At 59.7% G+C, this 15307-nt stretch carries 10 protein-coding genes; 9 read left to right on the top strand and 1 reads right to left on the bottom strand.

Annotated features, from left to right (window positions below):
• Positions 1–3 precede the first annotated feature (3 nt).
• Positions 4–2772 (bottom strand): HzsA-related protein, encoded by a 2769-nt coding sequence (locus EY643_RS17040; protein ID WP_153240367.1) that lies wholly within the window; start codon positions 2770–2772, stop codon positions 4–6.
• Between the two features lie 225 nt (positions 2773–2997).
• Here EY643_RS17040 and EY643_RS17035 point away from each other — a divergent pair, with 225 nt between their 5' ends.
• From EY643_RS17035 to EY643_RS16995, 9 genes are read left to right on the top strand one after another with little or no spacing between them, the layout of a single operon-like run.
• Complete coding sequence (locus EY643_RS17035; RefSeq protein ID WP_240732749.1) at positions 2998–4269, top strand: hypothetical protein; 1272 nt, start codon at positions 2998–3000, stop codon at positions 4267–4269.
• Positions 4270–4278: 9 nt separating this feature from the next.
• Positions 4279–6921, top strand: coding sequence for a LamG domain-containing protein (locus tag EY643_RS17030; protein WP_153240366.1), 2643 nt, complete (start codon positions 4279–4281; stop codon positions 6919–6921).
• Positions 6922–6930: 9 nt separating this feature from the next.
• Positions 6931–8550, top strand: coding sequence for a general secretion pathway protein GspF (locus EY643_RS17025; RefSeq protein ID WP_153240365.1), 1620 nt, complete (start codon positions 6931–6933; stop codon positions 8548–8550).
• Complete coding sequence (locus EY643_RS17020) at positions 8547–9068, top strand: AraC family transcriptional regulator (protein WP_153240364.1); 522 nt, start codon at positions 8547–8549, stop codon at positions 9066–9068. The genes EY643_RS17025 and EY643_RS17020 overlap by 4 nt, the downstream gene beginning before the upstream one ends.
• A 2-nt stretch (positions 9069–9070) precedes the next feature.
• Positions 9071–10945 carry a tetratricopeptide repeat protein gene (locus tag EY643_RS17015; RefSeq protein ID WP_153240363.1) on the top strand — a complete coding sequence of 625 codons (1875 nt, stop codon included), beginning with the start codon at positions 9071–9073 and terminating at the stop codon, positions 10943–10945.
• Entirely contained in the window at positions 10942–13725 is a 2784-nt protein-coding gene (locus tag EY643_RS17010; RefSeq protein WP_153240362.1) for a tetratricopeptide repeat protein, read from the top strand. Before EY643_RS17015 ends, EY643_RS17010 begins: the two co-directional genes overlap by 4 nt.
• A complete protein-coding gene (locus EY643_RS17005) occupies positions 13725–14312 on the top strand; it encodes a tetratricopeptide repeat protein (RefSeq protein ID WP_170287447.1) in 588 nt (195 codons plus the stop codon). The genes EY643_RS17010 and EY643_RS17005 overlap by 1 nt, the downstream gene beginning before the upstream one ends.
• Complete coding sequence (locus EY643_RS17000) at positions 14309–14626, top strand: hypothetical protein (RefSeq protein ID WP_153240360.1); 318 nt, start codon at positions 14309–14311, stop codon at positions 14624–14626. The genes EY643_RS17005 and EY643_RS17000 overlap by 4 nt, the downstream gene beginning before the upstream one ends.
• Before the next feature lie 14 nt (positions 14627–14640).
• Positions 14641–15306, top strand: a complete 666-nt coding sequence (locus tag EY643_RS16995; RefSeq protein ID WP_153240359.1) for a MotA/TolQ/ExbB proton channel family protein — start codon at positions 14641–14643, stop codon at positions 15304–15306.
• Position 15307: the final 1 nt, after the last annotated feature.

Genomic DNA, 15307 nt, shown 5'->3' with positions numbered 1-15307 from the left:
TGTCTAGTCCTGCAGCCGCGCATCGAAGGGATTATTGAAGTACTGCGCGCCAATATCGAGCCACTCTGAAATCAGGTTGAGCTCAGCTTCTGACAGTGTCCCTGTATGGTTGATGGTATTGCGGGTAGCGGGCACTGGCTCTCCATCCTCAATGCAGTTGTCCGGTAGCGGTGGAGCATCGTCCGGGCCGCAGCTGCCGCCTTCAAAACACGCAAAGAATGGGTCGCTGCCGTTTGCTGCACCGGCACGGGCCACTGCTGCTACAGCAATGCCGGTTGTCGTAACGAGGGTGTTGCCGTCGTCGTCCAGCGTGGTGCACTCGCGCAGGCGATCGGCGACTACGCCAGTGCCGTCCAGCCATTGTTCATTGTCGCCGTTGAGCAATTCGCGATAGGAACGGTAGTGATCCGGGTCAACGTCTGAAGGCAGGCTACTCAGGTCGAGTTGCGCGGCGGGTACCAGTGTGTCTCCTGCCGTGCTGTGGCAGGAGATACACGTCTCGTGCAGATTCCCTTCCGGGTCGGCAATGGGCGCGCGCATCCGCTCCCAGATAGGCTGAATGTGATCCGGGTAATTGATTACCGCGCGCGCTGCCTGATCGCTGCCGGGAGTGCGCGCAATAATCGCCAGCTCCGGTGGAATGTCCAGCCAGGCAGGGTCGTATTCCCGGTCGTTAATGGCGCTCTCGGGTGTGAGCTGCGGTGAGCTCCAGGCATCGGTGTAGGCGGGAGCCAGCTGGATATCGCGGGCGGGTGCGATCGGGTTGTCCTCGGGCATGTGGAAGTCCCAGGTAGAGGCCATGGTCGCGCCAGGTTCGGTGGCGAAAAGAAGGTCTGTATTGGTGGCCGGGAAGCCGGTAACACCGCTGCCGAGCGAGCGAGCTCCGGGGTTGGCTGAGTCCGGTTGGGAATCGCGTACGCCGTGGGGCAGGCCGGTGTCATGGGCATGGCAGCCTGTGCATTGCAGTACTTCACCGGCGCTGATCTGCAGCCAGTAGTCGTGGCGAGGTCCTACCCTGCGGCCGCGAACATCCAGCGCTTCAAAAGCGAAGGTTCTGTCCGCCGGCACGTTCACTCTCACAGAACCATCAGGTTCTATCGGTACATAGCCAAGAATTTCGCGGAACCCAAAGCCAGTGCTCACCCCAAATGCGTAGCGAGGGATCTCGTATACGTCCGGGTCTGGCAGCGGCACCGGCTGGATAATCCTCAGGAATCGTGCGGGACGCTCGGTAAATGCAGCACTACCAGGCCGGGCATGGTTTGCAATGCCGGCGGGAGATTCGTCTACACCGTCGACAGCGTAGACACTGTCGATACGCAGTTGACCCATACCGACGCTGGCGAGCTCTGGGATTTCGGCTTCCGCCCTTGGTAACACTTGCGGGAAGTTCCGGTTCTCCGCTGCGATAATTTCGCTGATCCACACATCCTCTTCTGCGAGGACCACTGGGCGTTGGGTGTTTTCGCTGGGGTCATAAACCCATGCACCATACAGCGGAGGTGCGGCGTCTTCATTGTCTGGCTGCAGTGTGCAGGGGGCGAGATCACCGGCACTTTCCTCGTCGATGACACGACATTCACTCCAGGTCACGAGCAGCCGTCCGGTGCCATCTCGCAGCGGGTACATACTGCCGTACTGGCCGCCCCGAGACAGCAGGTTGTCGCTGCGAACCTCGGTATCGGTGAGGGGGGCATGACCGGGGCCGCTCGCCCCCGCGTTTTGCCAAAGGCCCTGCTCGTAGTCGCTGTAATCAGCGGTGTTTATGAGCACGATTTCACCGCCGAGGCTCACCGGGGCATAGTCGTGTGTCAGTGCCGCGATTCGGCCATCATCCAGTTGTCGTGGTCGCGAGAACACAATGTTTGCGCCGTCAGTGCCGCTACTGCGGCTGTGGGCACCGTAGAGCGGTGACAGCCCGGCGCCAGAAGGGCGAATACGATAGAGGCTGATATGGTCTTCGGTGCTGTTGTTCCAGCGACTGAACAGGATCTCACCGTCAGCCATTACTGTGGGGTCCAGATCGTGGCTGCGGTTGAAGGAGATTTGCTGGAACTCTTCCCCCCGCAACAAGGGGTCGTAAATATGCAGTACCGCAGCCGGGTCGTCGCCATCTTCGTCCAATGCAGCGAATAGCAGCGCGCGGCCCTCGTCCAGTTGGCGTGCCTGGCTTGTGGCCTGTCGGGTGGAGCTGAATACGATGCGGTCATCGGGCAGAAAGTGTGGCGCTATGTCTTGTGCACCGCCGGTTTCGAGGCCTTCATTGCGCTTGATGCGTGAGGGAATTACGTAGCTCGCCTCGCCGGTTTCCAGGTCGAACTGCCACAGGTTCCAGGTGGTGAGCTCGAGGTTGGCGGCCACGGGTTCCGGCACCAGGCGCGCAGCGAAAATCAGTGTAGAGCCGTCGTAAGAGCTCTCCAGATCTTTGATGTCGACCATCAGGGCGCTGCTGTCGACGCCCAGTTCCTCGGCAGCGATGGCACGCAATTGTTCGGTGATGTCGATGTCGTCGGCGGTGGTTGAAGCGCGCTCTCGCACCAGCAGCTCGGCGCCTGGGTTGAATGCCAGCGGGTCGCGTAAATCACTGATTTCTTGCGGAATTGGGCGGCGGATGTAGGCGATAGGGATCTCCACAACGACCGGGTCTTCACCTTGGTCGCCCGCTACCAGGCTGACGCCGCCGGCACCGCTGCCGCCCCCGCCACCGCAGGCGGAAATCGCCGCCAGCAGTAACGCCGTAGCAGGGCCTTGGAGGTGTTTGTTTACGCGCATACTCGCCGCTCGCCGCTGGCTTCTCCCAGTAGATATCGCGGAAAGCTTTGCAGCGGTGGTAGAGCGCGGCAAGGGAAAACCAGAGAAAAGCGCAGGTTTTACTTTCTGCAATCTTGTGCAAAACCATGTTTCGCGAAAACTTCACTTTTCTCGGAAAAAAACTTGTCCATCAGGCTGGGCTTTGCAATTTTTAAAGCAGAGGCATGCAATGCCCAAAAAAACCTGATGACTATGTTTCCCACGCTAAAATCCCGCTGCGCCCTGTTGATGGCACTGCTTTGCTGTGCCTCCAATTCACTGGCAGATAGCCAGGACCAGGCGCGGCGAATGCACGACCGGCTCACCGGCGTGCCTCCTACGGATGCCATGCTTGACGCAATGGCCTCCGCGCTGGAGGCTGGCCGCAGTGAGGAGGCGGGCCTGTACGCGATAGATGGTGCTCCCGGGGTCGCAGCCACCGGTGATTTCTACACGGTGGTGCTCAAGAACTGGGTCACACCCTGGACCAACGAAGAGCAGGATGCCTTTGCGCCGCTCAACGATTACAGTGCGACGGTGATCGGCCTGGTCCGTGATGAGGCTGATTTCCGCGATATTCTCTCTGCCGACGTGTTGTACGTGGGTGAGGGTGGAGGGCTGCCGGCCTATGCCGGCGGCAACAATGATCACTATGAAGCGCTTGAAGCGTCAGGCGCCAATCTCGGCGATGAGCAGGTATTGGTGCGACGCAGCCAGAGCAGCGTTACTGGGTTGCCGGCAGCAGCAGTGGCAGGGGTGGTCAGTACGCGAGCCGCAGCCCGAGCCTATTTTGTCGATGGCACCAATCGCGCCATGTTCCGGTTCACTGTGCTCAATCACCTTTGCATGGACCTGGAGCAACTGAAGGATGCGACCCGGCCTGCTGATCGTATACGCCAGGACGTGTCGCGCTCTCCCGGTGGTGACAGCCGGCTGTTTCTGAATAATTGTGTCGAGTGCCACGCAGGTATGGATCCGCTGGCCCAGGCCTACGCCTACTATGATTTTCCCTACCCGAGTGAAGAGGAGGCCCCCGGCCTCGAGTTGGACCAGCGTAAAGACCTTGGGCAGCTCGTCTATTCACCGGGCGCCGTGCAACCAAAATACCTGATCAATGGCGCGACCTTCGGCACTGGCTACGTAACGCCCAACGATCACTGGACAAACTATTGGCGCCTGGGCGTGAACAGTGGCCGGGTCGGCTGGCAGGGTGATGCCGGCGGCAGTGGCAATGTCGATCTCGCGGTCAATGCGGCTTACGCCGAAGGTGACGGCGCATCGTCACTGGGGCGGGAGCTGGCTAACAGTGATGCGTTTGCGCAATGCCAGGTACAGAAAGTATTTCGCCACGTTTGTGCTCGCGATCCAGCGGCTGCCGACGCGCCTGCTGTGAGCAGCATCGTTGGCGGTTTCAATAATCACCACAACCTCAAACGTGTATTCGCCCAGGTGGCGGGCTACTGCGTTGAGCAATTGTAAGGTGAGCCGATGACGTTGATCAGGAAGCTTTCTCTCGTTCTTGCCTTATCGGCACTGGGCGCCTGCAGTGGCGGTAGCGGGGGCGGGGGCAGCGAGCGCCAGGTAGACGTCAGCTCCGGACCTAGCAGCGGCGGATTTGTTTATGCGGGGCCGGCGCCAGCGTCGGACGAGATCCAGCAGTTCAAGCAAAGTTTCTATGACCCGCTGGCGGCGAATGACCGCTGCGGGGAATGCCATACACCCGGCGGCAGCGGTACCACCTTCTTCGTCAACCAGGATAATGTGAACGACGCCTGGCAGGCTGCGCGTACGGTGGTCAGCCTCAACGACCCGGCAGTGTCGGCGGTGGTACGCCGGGTGGCAGAAGGACACAACTGTTGGCTGGGTGTTGGTCAGGAGGAGGCCTGCGCCACCACGGTTACCGGCTATGTGGAGCGCTGGGCCGCGGAAACGGTGCGCACTGCCGCCACGGTACAACTGTTGCCGCGCAGGGCACTCGATCCGGGGGGCGCGCGCGTCGTGCCCGCTGCTCTTACAGACGCTGTGGCGCTGTATCCGGCGCTGGAAAGTAGCGGCGAGCTTATGGGTCTGCTGGCTGAGTATTGTGCTGATTGCCATTCCGATACCGCGCCTACACCGCAGGTGCCTTACTTCGCCAGTGCCGATGCCAGTATCGCGTTTGAGGCCTTGCGCAGCCGTATTAACCTGAGCCAGCCTCAAGCATCACGTGTGGTGCTGCGTCTTTATCCAGAACTGCATAACTGCTGGAGCAATTGCGAAGAGAATGCCGCCGAGCTGTTATCAGCGGTAGAGCGTTTTGCAGCAGTCATTGATGCCACGGAAGTGGATCCAGGGCTGCTGATAAGCGGTGCCCAGGTGCTGGCGGAGGATGGCATTATCGCCACCGCTGGAGGTCGCCACGAATCCGACCTTGTGGCGAAATGGGAGTTCCGCGAAGGCGCCGGTTCAACCGTCGCAGATACCAGCGGCGTGCTACCTGAAATACCGCTGGCGCTGTCCGGTGAGTACAGCTGGATGGCCAGCTGGGGCCTGCGGATGATTAACGCAAGAGCGCAGGGTGGCGTCGCTGGCAGCGCCAAATTGTTCGATCAGCTCGTCGGTACTGGCGAGTACAGTATCGAAGCCTGGGTTGCTCCCGCTAATGTCAGTCAGGAACAAGCGTGGATCTTCGGCTACTCGGGCGGTCCGGACAACAGCAATCTGGTCTTGCGCCAGAGCCTTTACAACTACGAGGGCTTGACCCGTAGCTCGGTGACAGAACAGTCCAATTCAGGCGAACCCGCGCTCGCTACAGACGACAATGCCGAGCTTGCCCAGGCGACACTGCAGCATGTGGTGCTCACCTATGATCCGGTGGCGGGGCGTCGTCTCTACGTGAACGGCGTATACACAGGTGATGTTGATTCGGTGGGTGGTGGCCTGCTCAACAACTGGAATGAATCCTTTGCTGTCACACTGGGTAACAGTACATCCGGAGCCAACCCCTGGGCCGGCGCCCTGCGCCTGGCGGCAGTGCACAACCGCGCATTGAGCGCGGCTCAGGTCGCCCAGAATTTTGACGTCGGTGTAGGCCAGAAATACTACCTGCTGTTCAGTGTAAGCGAGCTGCTTGACGGAGAGGCGTCCTGCACTAGATCCAGCAATCGCGAGCCGGTGAACTACTGCTATGTGGTCTTTGAAGTAAGTCAGTTCGACGATAGCGCCTACCTGTTCAGCGAGCCCTTCTTTGCGCATCTCAATCCCGATGGTGGCGACGTAAATTTCGACCTGCGTGGTATTCGTATTGGTCTGAATGGCCGGCTCGTGGGAGTGGGTCAGGCTTTCGTCAATGTGACGGGAAGAGTGAGTGGCGGCAACCTTGGCGCGCTACCGGAGTTGCTTTCGCCCATGGGTACCATTCTCGCTCTGGAATACGGGGCCGAGCAGGATGAATTTTTTCTCGCCTTCGATGCGCTCGCTGGGCGCAGCGGTGTGGCCGATGACGGTGATGTCGAATCCTGGTTTCCTGTCTATAACGGACAGCCAGCCCCGGACGTTGCAATCCGCACGTTTGATGAGATCAATGCCACCTTGTCGGCGCTTACGGGTGTGCCCACTGGAAGCAATCTTGTGAGCCAGGTGACAGGCAAAACAGTGCCGGAAACCTTTGGCGCTGTGCGCCGGGCCCTTCCCGGCATTGCTGACTTCAATGCATTTATGTCGTCCCATCAAATGGCGGCAACCCAGCTTGCTGCGGCTTACTGCGATGCGCTGGTACAGGACGGACCGCGCCGCGCCGCGGTGTTCCCCGGACTGAATGTTGCCGCTGCCGTAGACAGTGGCATCGACTGGCGCGGCCTTGTCGCCGCGCCGCTGATAGATCGCGCCGCCAATGCGGGGCTATTGGACGTAGATTATCGCAATGCCATGTTGGATGAGGTCGAACTGCTTATTTCCGATAGCCGTGATCTGAAGCCCTATGTGCTGCTCAACGGCAGTTGGGTGAGTGACCCCAATCCGGCAGCTCACAATAAGCGAGACGGCCTGATGTTCTGTGAAAACGATGCGCCCTGCGGCCCCGGTAAGACGGCCGAGGTGGTAAAGGCCGCGTGCACCGCCGTGTTTGGCAGCGCACTGGTAATGATCAAGTAGGTTAACGCTATGGCCAGACGCTACAAGTTTTTCCACCCCGACGAGGCACTTCGCCACCCGGACCACCATCGCCCGGTCACTCGTCGGGAGCTGCTGTCGCAGGGGTTCCGCGCTGGCGGGGCGACGCTGTTGGGTACATCGGTACTCAGCCTGCTGGGTTCGCGGGCCCACGCGATCTCGCCGGATCTGCTGGATCCGAATGTAACGCCTTATACAGCCTGCGATCTCGGGGCTGTGTCTGGTCGCAAGATCCCCTTTATCTGTTTTGACCTGGCCGGTGGTGCCAATATCGCAGGGTCGAATGTACTTGTGGGCGGCCCTGGCGGTCAGCGCGACGCGCTGAGCACTGCTGGATACGGCCGCCTGGGTTTGCCGCCGGACATACTGCCGTTTGCCAATAACCCGGTGGCAGCCAGTGGTGAATTTACCGATGACAGCCTCGGCCTGTTGTTTCATTCCGAAAGCGCGATGTTACGCGGCATTCTGGACAAGGCGAGCGGCGTGTCAGGTTTCGTCAACGGGGCGGTAATTCCGGGGCGCTCAGAGAATGATACGGGCAATAATCCGCACAACCCGATGTATGGTATTTATCGAGCGGGTTTGCGCGGGCAGATACTGCAGTTGATCGGCTCGCGCAACTCCGATTCCGGCGGTAATTCGCTGGCACCGGCGATGTTGATCGATCCGGAAATTCGACCCACCAAGGTTGATCGTCCCTCGGATGCCAGCGGCCTGGTAGATGTGGGAGATCTCAATTCCTTACTGGATAATCCTGAAGACATCGTCGCAGTGATGGAGTCCATGAAGCGCATCACGGATTACAAACTGGACTTAGTGAACACGCGAGTGACCAATCCGACCGGCGAAGATCTGCGCTTGAAGGAACGGCTCAGCTGCGAATATCTGCGAAGTGCCGACACCCTGGAGAAGTTTTCAAGTCCCGATGCTCTGGATCCACGTATTGATGCGAATATTGTCGGTGCAGCAGGCATATTCGAAAGTGCAGAATTTGAATCCGATCGGGAGTTCCAGAAAGCCGCATCAGTGATGAAACTGGTCATCGACGGTATCGCCGGCGCCGGCACCGTAGAGATGGGAGGTTACGACTATCACACCGGCGATCGCCGCACTGGCGAAGCCCGCGACTTTCGTGCCGGTCAGTGTATTGGTGCCTGCCTCGATTATGCCAGACGCACCGCTACACCGCTGATGATCTATGTCTTTAGTGACGGGTCTGTCTTCAGCGACGGCACTCTCGAGATGGTTAATGGTGTAGAGAAGGGTGTGTGGACGGGCGATCAGTCTGCGACCGCCGCTTCCTTCTTCCTTGTCTATGATCCGGCGGGCGCTCCCCAGCTAATGGACACTCGTGGTGATCCCTTATTGCACCAGCAGATAGGCTGGATGCGTCCGGACTCTTCAGTGGAAACATCGTCCAGCCCCGCGGCCAACAACGTGAACCTCAATGTAGAAACAGTGATTCTGAATTACATGGCACTGCATGGAGAACAGAACCTTTTTGGTGAGTCGGGCTTCTTCCCTGGGCAGGGCCTGGGCAGCGCTGCCAGCCGCGACAATCTGGTGGCCTTCCAGACGCTGGCCAGTATTAGCGGTGGAGTGTTGGCATGAATGTGGTTCGTTACGCATCTTGGGTGTTTCTGTTTTCGTTGACAGCTTTTTTCCAGACGCAGGCTCAGGCACAGGACGCCGGTTTGTCGGCGCAGATTCAGGACATCAAGCAACAGACTATCGAACTCAATCGCGATCTGTTTATCCTCGAGGAAGAACTTCTTTTTCCGGCGAATACCCAGATGGCGGTCTACCTGTCCATGGATGTTGGTACCTTCTTCGCACTGGATGCAGTGAAGCTCAGCATCGATGATGAAGTCGTGGCGAACTATCTCTATACCGAGCGCCAGGTGGATGCTCTGGAGCGTGGTGGCGTCCACCGCCTCTACATGGGCAATCTTAAAGCCGGTGAACACGAAGTGGTCGCAGTATTCACCGGCCGGGGCCCCAAAGGGCGAGACTACCGCCGAGCGACCCAACTCAAGGTTGAAAAGGGCAGCGGTGCCAAGAACCTGGAGCTGCAGATCAGCGATGCCGAGCGCCGGCAGCAGCCGGAGTTCCGGATCAAGGAGTGGTAGGCGTGAGCCCTGCCCACACGCGCATGCGAAGATGCTCGCTGACAGCCGCCTTGCTTGCGACTTTGTCGGCCAGTGCCTGGGCGGTTGAGCCTGACTCTGAAAAGGAGAAAGGCAGCGAGCCTCAATCCGAAAGCGTGCGCGATCTGCCCTACGGCGTCACCTTGTATCACTACTATCAGCAAGAGTATTTCTCGGCACTAACAGAGCTCACCGCCGCGCAGTCGCTGGACCGCCTACCTAATCACGGTGCTGACGCGGAGTTGTTGCGCGGCGGCATCAGTCTCTCCTACGGCATGGACAATCAGGCGCGCGGCGTTTTCGAGCAACTGCTGGAGCAGCCCCGCGAGGGGGTTGACCGCGACCGAGCATGGTTCTATCTCGGCAAGCTCAGCTGGCGTCGGGGTGACACCACTGCCAGCGCTGAAGCCCTGGCGAGAATGGCGCCGGCCTATAACGGCTCGGTGGCTGACGAGGGCCACTACTTGCGCGCTGTGCAGGCACTGATGGCTGGGGAGGAGAGTAAAGCAGCGACTGAATTGCAGCAGATGCAATTACCCTGTCCATTCAAGCCTTATTACTTCTATAACCTCGGCGCTCAGCGTGCAGCATCCGGTCGCTGGCAAGAAGCCGCTGACGCCTATGCCCAGGTAGGCGCGCTGGGTTGCACCGATGATGAGGGCCGCAACCTGAGAGACCGCGCAGGCGTTGCCGCAGGTTTTGGCTATCTCGCTGCCAATGACACTGTGTCCGCTCGTCTCGCCTACGAGGGTGTCAGGCTCAATGGTCCTGAATCGGATCGCGCACTGCTGGGTTACGGCTGGAGCTACGCTAACACCGGCGATTTTGTGAGCGCCCTGGGGCCGTGGGAAACACTCGCTGAGCGCGACCTGTACACGGCCAGTGCGCGCGAAAGTCATCTTGCCATTTCCTTTGCCTATGAACAGTTGCAGCAACCGGCGCGCGCACTTGAGCAGTATCAGCAGGCAGCGTCACGCTATGCGGCGCAGCGCACTGCTGTCGAATCTTTGAGCCGGGAGGTGAAGGAGGTTGAACTCACGAGTTTGTTTGGTCTGGAGAAATTGTCGGACCTGGCCTGGCTGGGCGGCGCCGATCCGGTGCCGCAGGGTGAGCATGCGGCATTTCTCGCTGAGCTTCTCGCTGCAGATCATGTACAGCTGGCGCTGCGTGAGTACCGCGACCTTACCCAGTTGAACCGCGAGCTGGATGTAGCGCGGGAGCGACTGGCCGTGCTGCAACAGGTGGACCAGGATCAGCGCCGTGTCTGGGAGGACACCGCTTCAGGTGGCCGCGCCGACGCGCTTCTGGCAAAGCGCCAACACCTGGCATTGGAGGCTAGCGAGCTTCGCGCTCGACTGAATAAGGCGCTCGCGGATGAGGATCTGCGCGCGTTGGCGACACCGCAGCAGCTGGCGTTGTGGGGCCGCCTTGAGCGGGCGGAGGCTTCAGCGCAGCGTTTGAACAAACCCGAACAGCTTCAGCAATTGCGTTTGATGCGTGGGCTTATGCAGTGGCAGGACAGTGAGCAGTTTGCTGCGCGCCGCTGGCAGTTGCAGCGTGACATGCAGGTGCTTGAGAGACTCGCGGAACAATCGATAGCTGCAGAGGCAGCCTTGAACGATGCGCTGTCTTTGCGCCAGCGGCCAGTCTACTCCGCTCGGATCGACGGCATGCTTTTGCGTGTGGACCAGCGGCAGGACGAAGTTGTTCAGGTACTGGCGCGGGCTGAACACCGGCTCAGACTGGCGGCGCTTTCTGAACTCGATTCCCAGCGTCAGCTACTGGCTCGCAACGAGGCCAATGCGCTACTGGCGGTGGCCAGGCTCTATGATCAGGCGAGTGCGGAGGTGCCAAGATGAAGCGCCTGACGCTGGTGACGTGTCTGCTTGCTGCGCAAGGTTGTGGTTATCTCCCCGCGTTGCCAGGCAGCGAGCCGCAGCTGTATGAGCCCACGATAGCCACACTGGAACCGGTCGTGCGCGCCGCCCCAGCGCGGGAAGTAGCGTCGTTGTCGTTGCTTGAGCTTGCTGACCGCTACCGTGAGGTACTCGCCGTGGCCGAAGACCCTGCGCAACGCTTGCAGGTGCGGCGACGCCTGGCCGATCTCGAGTTGCTGGCGCGTGAGGCCGAGGATATAGAGGATGGGGCCCCTGTCTCATACGCCGAGGTGATTGCGGCCTACGAGGAACTGCTACAGGACTACCCGGATACGGAGGGCTCGGATCAATTGATGTACCAGATGGCCCGTGCCTACGACATGGATGGAAGCAACCCTGAATCCGTGGCGCTGATGGAGCGACTCAGTATCGCTCATCCGGGGTCGGAGCATCTTGCCGAAGCAGAGTTCCGCAAGGGCGAGGCCTACTTCAGCGACGGTGATTATAGGCGCGCAGAGCAGGCTTATGCGCAAGTGGCTGGCGCTGCAGGAGCTGAAGATTACCGCGCCAGCAGCTTGTATATGCTTGGATGGTCGCGTTTCAAACTGGACCGGAAGGAAGCAGCGGTGGACGCCTTTACCGAATCACTGGACACCTTGTTAGCTTCCGGCGACGAATTCGAGGCACTGCCGCGCGGCGATCGGGAAATGGCCGCGGACTGCTTTCGAGTGATGGCCGTGATCTTCGATGGCGGTGGCGGCGCGACCGCGGTAGCCGAAAGCTTTGCGCAACGCGGGCCGCGCTCCTATGACCACAGGGTTTATCTCGCTCTTGGTGAGCTTTACCTGGAGCAGGAGCGTTATCAGGACAGTGCTGACACATTCGCGGGCTTTGCAGCGGCCAAACCCTTCTCGCCTGTGGCGCATGAGTTCGACTGGCGGGTGATCGGCGCCTACGAGAGTGGTGGTTTTCCAGAGGCAGTGATTGCCGCGAAAGCAAGCTACGCCGCCCGCTACGATACCGAAGGTGCCTATTGGCAGAAGGCGGAAGATGAGCAACGAAGCATTATGGGTGATCGCTTGCGCCAATATATTGATGAACTGGCGAGGCACAATCACGCCCTTGCTCAGGGCGAGGAAGATGACGCGGCAGCCGCACCCCTCTATCACGCCGCCGCCGATTATTACGGAGACTACATCCGCAGTTTTCCTCGCGATGAGCAGGTGCCCGATCTGGCCCTGCTGATGGCCGAGGCGCGCCAGGCGGGTGGCGATTACCGCAGGGCGATCGAGGACTATCAATGGATGGCTTATCGTTACTCCGAGCATCCCCAGGCTTCTGAAGCGGCCTATGCAGCTATTCTTGCGTTCGATCAGCTGACCCCGGTAGAAGACGACGATGCGGCTGCGTTGGTGGCGAGCCAATTGCAATTCGCAAAGACCTTCCCTGTCGATGACCGCGCCGCCCCGGTTCTTGCGCGTGCCGTGTCCGGTCTGCTGGAAGCGGAGGAGTATGCGCTAGCGGCAGACAATGCCACCGTGCTCATCAACTGGCAGCCCGCTCCAGGTTCCGAGCTGCTGGTTCCCGCATGGTTGCAGCTGGGGCACGCTCGGTTTGAACTGGCGCATTACGATGAGGCGGAAGCGGCGTATTTCAGGGCCTTGGCGCTGATGTCAGACGAGGATGTGCGCCGCGCTAAAACTACCGAGCAGCTCGCTGCTGCGATTTATCGCCAAGGCGAAATTGCGGCTACTGCAGGAGATCACCTCGCAGCGGCAGATCACTACGCGCGTATTGTGGCCGTGGCGCCGAACTCCAGTGTGCGGGTGAACGCACAATACGATGCGGCGAATAGCTACCGTATAGCCGGCGACCTGAACCAGGCAAATCAACTGTTGTTGGACTTCCGTCGGCGCTATCCGCAGCACGCCTTGTCTGCCGGGGTGGGTGCGGTGCTGGTGCAAAACTACGAAACGCTGGGTGACTGGCGGGGCGCAGCTGAAGAACTCGACCGCCTGGGAGAGACTGCTGTCGATGCCGATGAAAAGCGTGAAGCCCAGTATCTGGCGGCTGATTACTACCTGCGCGAAGGTGCTATAGATACTGCGATTGAACGTTACAGGACGTACGCTCACGCCTGGCCTCAGCCTATGGGTCCTAGAATGGAGGCCATGCTTACACTCGCGGGCCTGTACCAGGATCAGGGCGACGTCAGTAAGCGTCACTACTGGCTGGAGGCGATGGCAGCCGCCCACGAGCAGGCCGGGGGCAATGCCACTGATCGCAGTCGATATCTTGCCGCGAGTTCGATGACCGAGATCGCCGATGCTCATTACGCCACTTTCGTCGAACTGCGCCTTGCCCATCCCCTGGAGAAAAGCCTGGCGCGCAAGCGTGACGCTCTCGATGACACGGTGACTGCCTATGAGCGTGTGAACAGCTATGGTCTGCAGGAATACGGTACCCGCGCAACTTACCGCCTGGGCCAGGTGTACCGTCAGTTCTCTGCCGACCTGATGAATTCTGAGCGCCCCGACGGTCTTGATGCGCTCGCTCTGGAGCAATACGAACTGCTGCTGGAAGAACAGGCGTGGCCCTTCGAGGAGAAAGCTATCGCCATTCATGAGGCCAATGCCAAACGTGCCTGGGACGGCCTGTATGATGAATGGATTGCACTCAGCTTCAGTGCGCTTGGCGATTTGATGCCAGCGAGGTGGGGCAAGCAGGAAGCTCGAGTGGCCGTGAGCAGGGAGATTCGCTGATGCAGCGCGTCGTTGCCATTGCTTGCCTGATGCTGCTGGCCGCCTGTGCCCAGCAGCCGAGTACCTCAACCGGTAAGGCGGGTGCGGCGGATTTCTCGGCGCCGCCTGCAGCTGAATCTCGCTTTGCCGAAGCACTTGTTCTGATGGATGAGCAAGCGTGGGAGCAGGCTGCGCTCGCGATGGCTTCGCTGTACGAAGACTATCCCTTTCTTTCTGGCCCCGCCCTGAACGCCGCACTGATTCATAGCCAACAGGGCGATTTCGCGCAGGCGGAAGTCTGGTTCGAAAGAGCACTGCAGTCCAACCCCGACAATGCAGACGCGCACAACCAGTTCGCAATCATGCTGCGCAGCCAGGGCGACTTTCACCGCGCAGAGCAACACTATCTGGCGGCTCTTACCGCTGAGCCGGATAGCGCTGTGACTCACTATAACCTCGGTATTCTCTACGACCTTTACCTCGGTCAGAAAGCGCAAGCACTGGAACATTTTGGTCGTTATCAGGCGCTGAATACCGAGGAAGATCGGCAGGTGGCCGGCTGGATGGCTGATCTGCAGCGACAGCTGCATGCGGGAGGGAGTTCATGAGGAGATTCATTCTCTATCTCTGGGCGGCTCTGTGTTTCGCTAGCTGGCCCAGCATGGTTTGGGCGCAGCAACCCAGCGTGCAGTTGGAGTCGCGGGTTACCGGTAACCAGGAGCTTCCCCGGGTGATGTACATACTGCCCTGGCGCCAACCTGCCGAGGTGGAGTTTGACTGGCAGCCCGAGCCGGGGATCGCCGGTGAGTTGTTTCAGCCATTGCGGCGGGATGAATATCTGCGAGAGCTTCGCTATCGGCAAGCATCTTCGCCAGGCCCTCAAAACCACACTGAACAAGACAATCCTGAATTAGCAGAGTAAACGGAGTAATCACAATGGAAAGCTACGATATCGTGGTCAGGTTCTTCCAGAACGGAGGGCCTTTTATGTACCCGATCGCTGTGGTGTTGGTGATCGGCCTCGCCATCGCTGTGGAGCGCTACCTGGTGCTCACTGTTGCAAGGCAGCGCAATCGCCGGGCCTTTGACACTGCCATGGGGCAACTGAAACAGAAGAACTACAAGGCGGTAGTAGACAGCGGCACTGAATCAACGGTGCCTATCGCTCGTATCGTCGCTGCCGGTATAGCCCGTTACGCTGGCAGTCGACGGCGGGAGGATATCGAATCCGCGATGGAAGAAGGCGTGATGGAGGCGCTACCCCGGCTGGAGAAACGCACCCAGTACCTGGCAACGCTCGCTAATGTGGCGACGCTGCTAGGCCTGCTCGGCACCATCATTGGCTTGATTGCCGCATTTACTGCAGTGGCCAACGCCGAGGCAACGGAGAAAGCGAGCATGCTGTCCAGCTCCATCTCCGTGGCGATGAACACCACTGCATTTGGTTTGATCTCTGCGATTCCGCTGTTGTTGCTCCATGCGGTACTGCAGACCAAGACTACCGAAATTGTAGATAGCCTGGAGATGGCCAGCGTCAAAGTAGTGAATACGCTTGCAGACGCCGGAGCACTACCCAACAAAACGCGCGCTGCTGATCAGTAAC

Source organism: Halioglobus maricola (genome assembly GCF_009388985.1).
GTDB classification, from domain to species: Bacteria; Pseudomonadota; Gammaproteobacteria; order Pseudomonadales; family Halieaceae; genus Halioglobus; species Halioglobus maricola.
The sequence above is the reverse complement of the archived record's forward strand: the minus strand, read 5'-3'. Positions and strand labels throughout refer to the sequence as shown.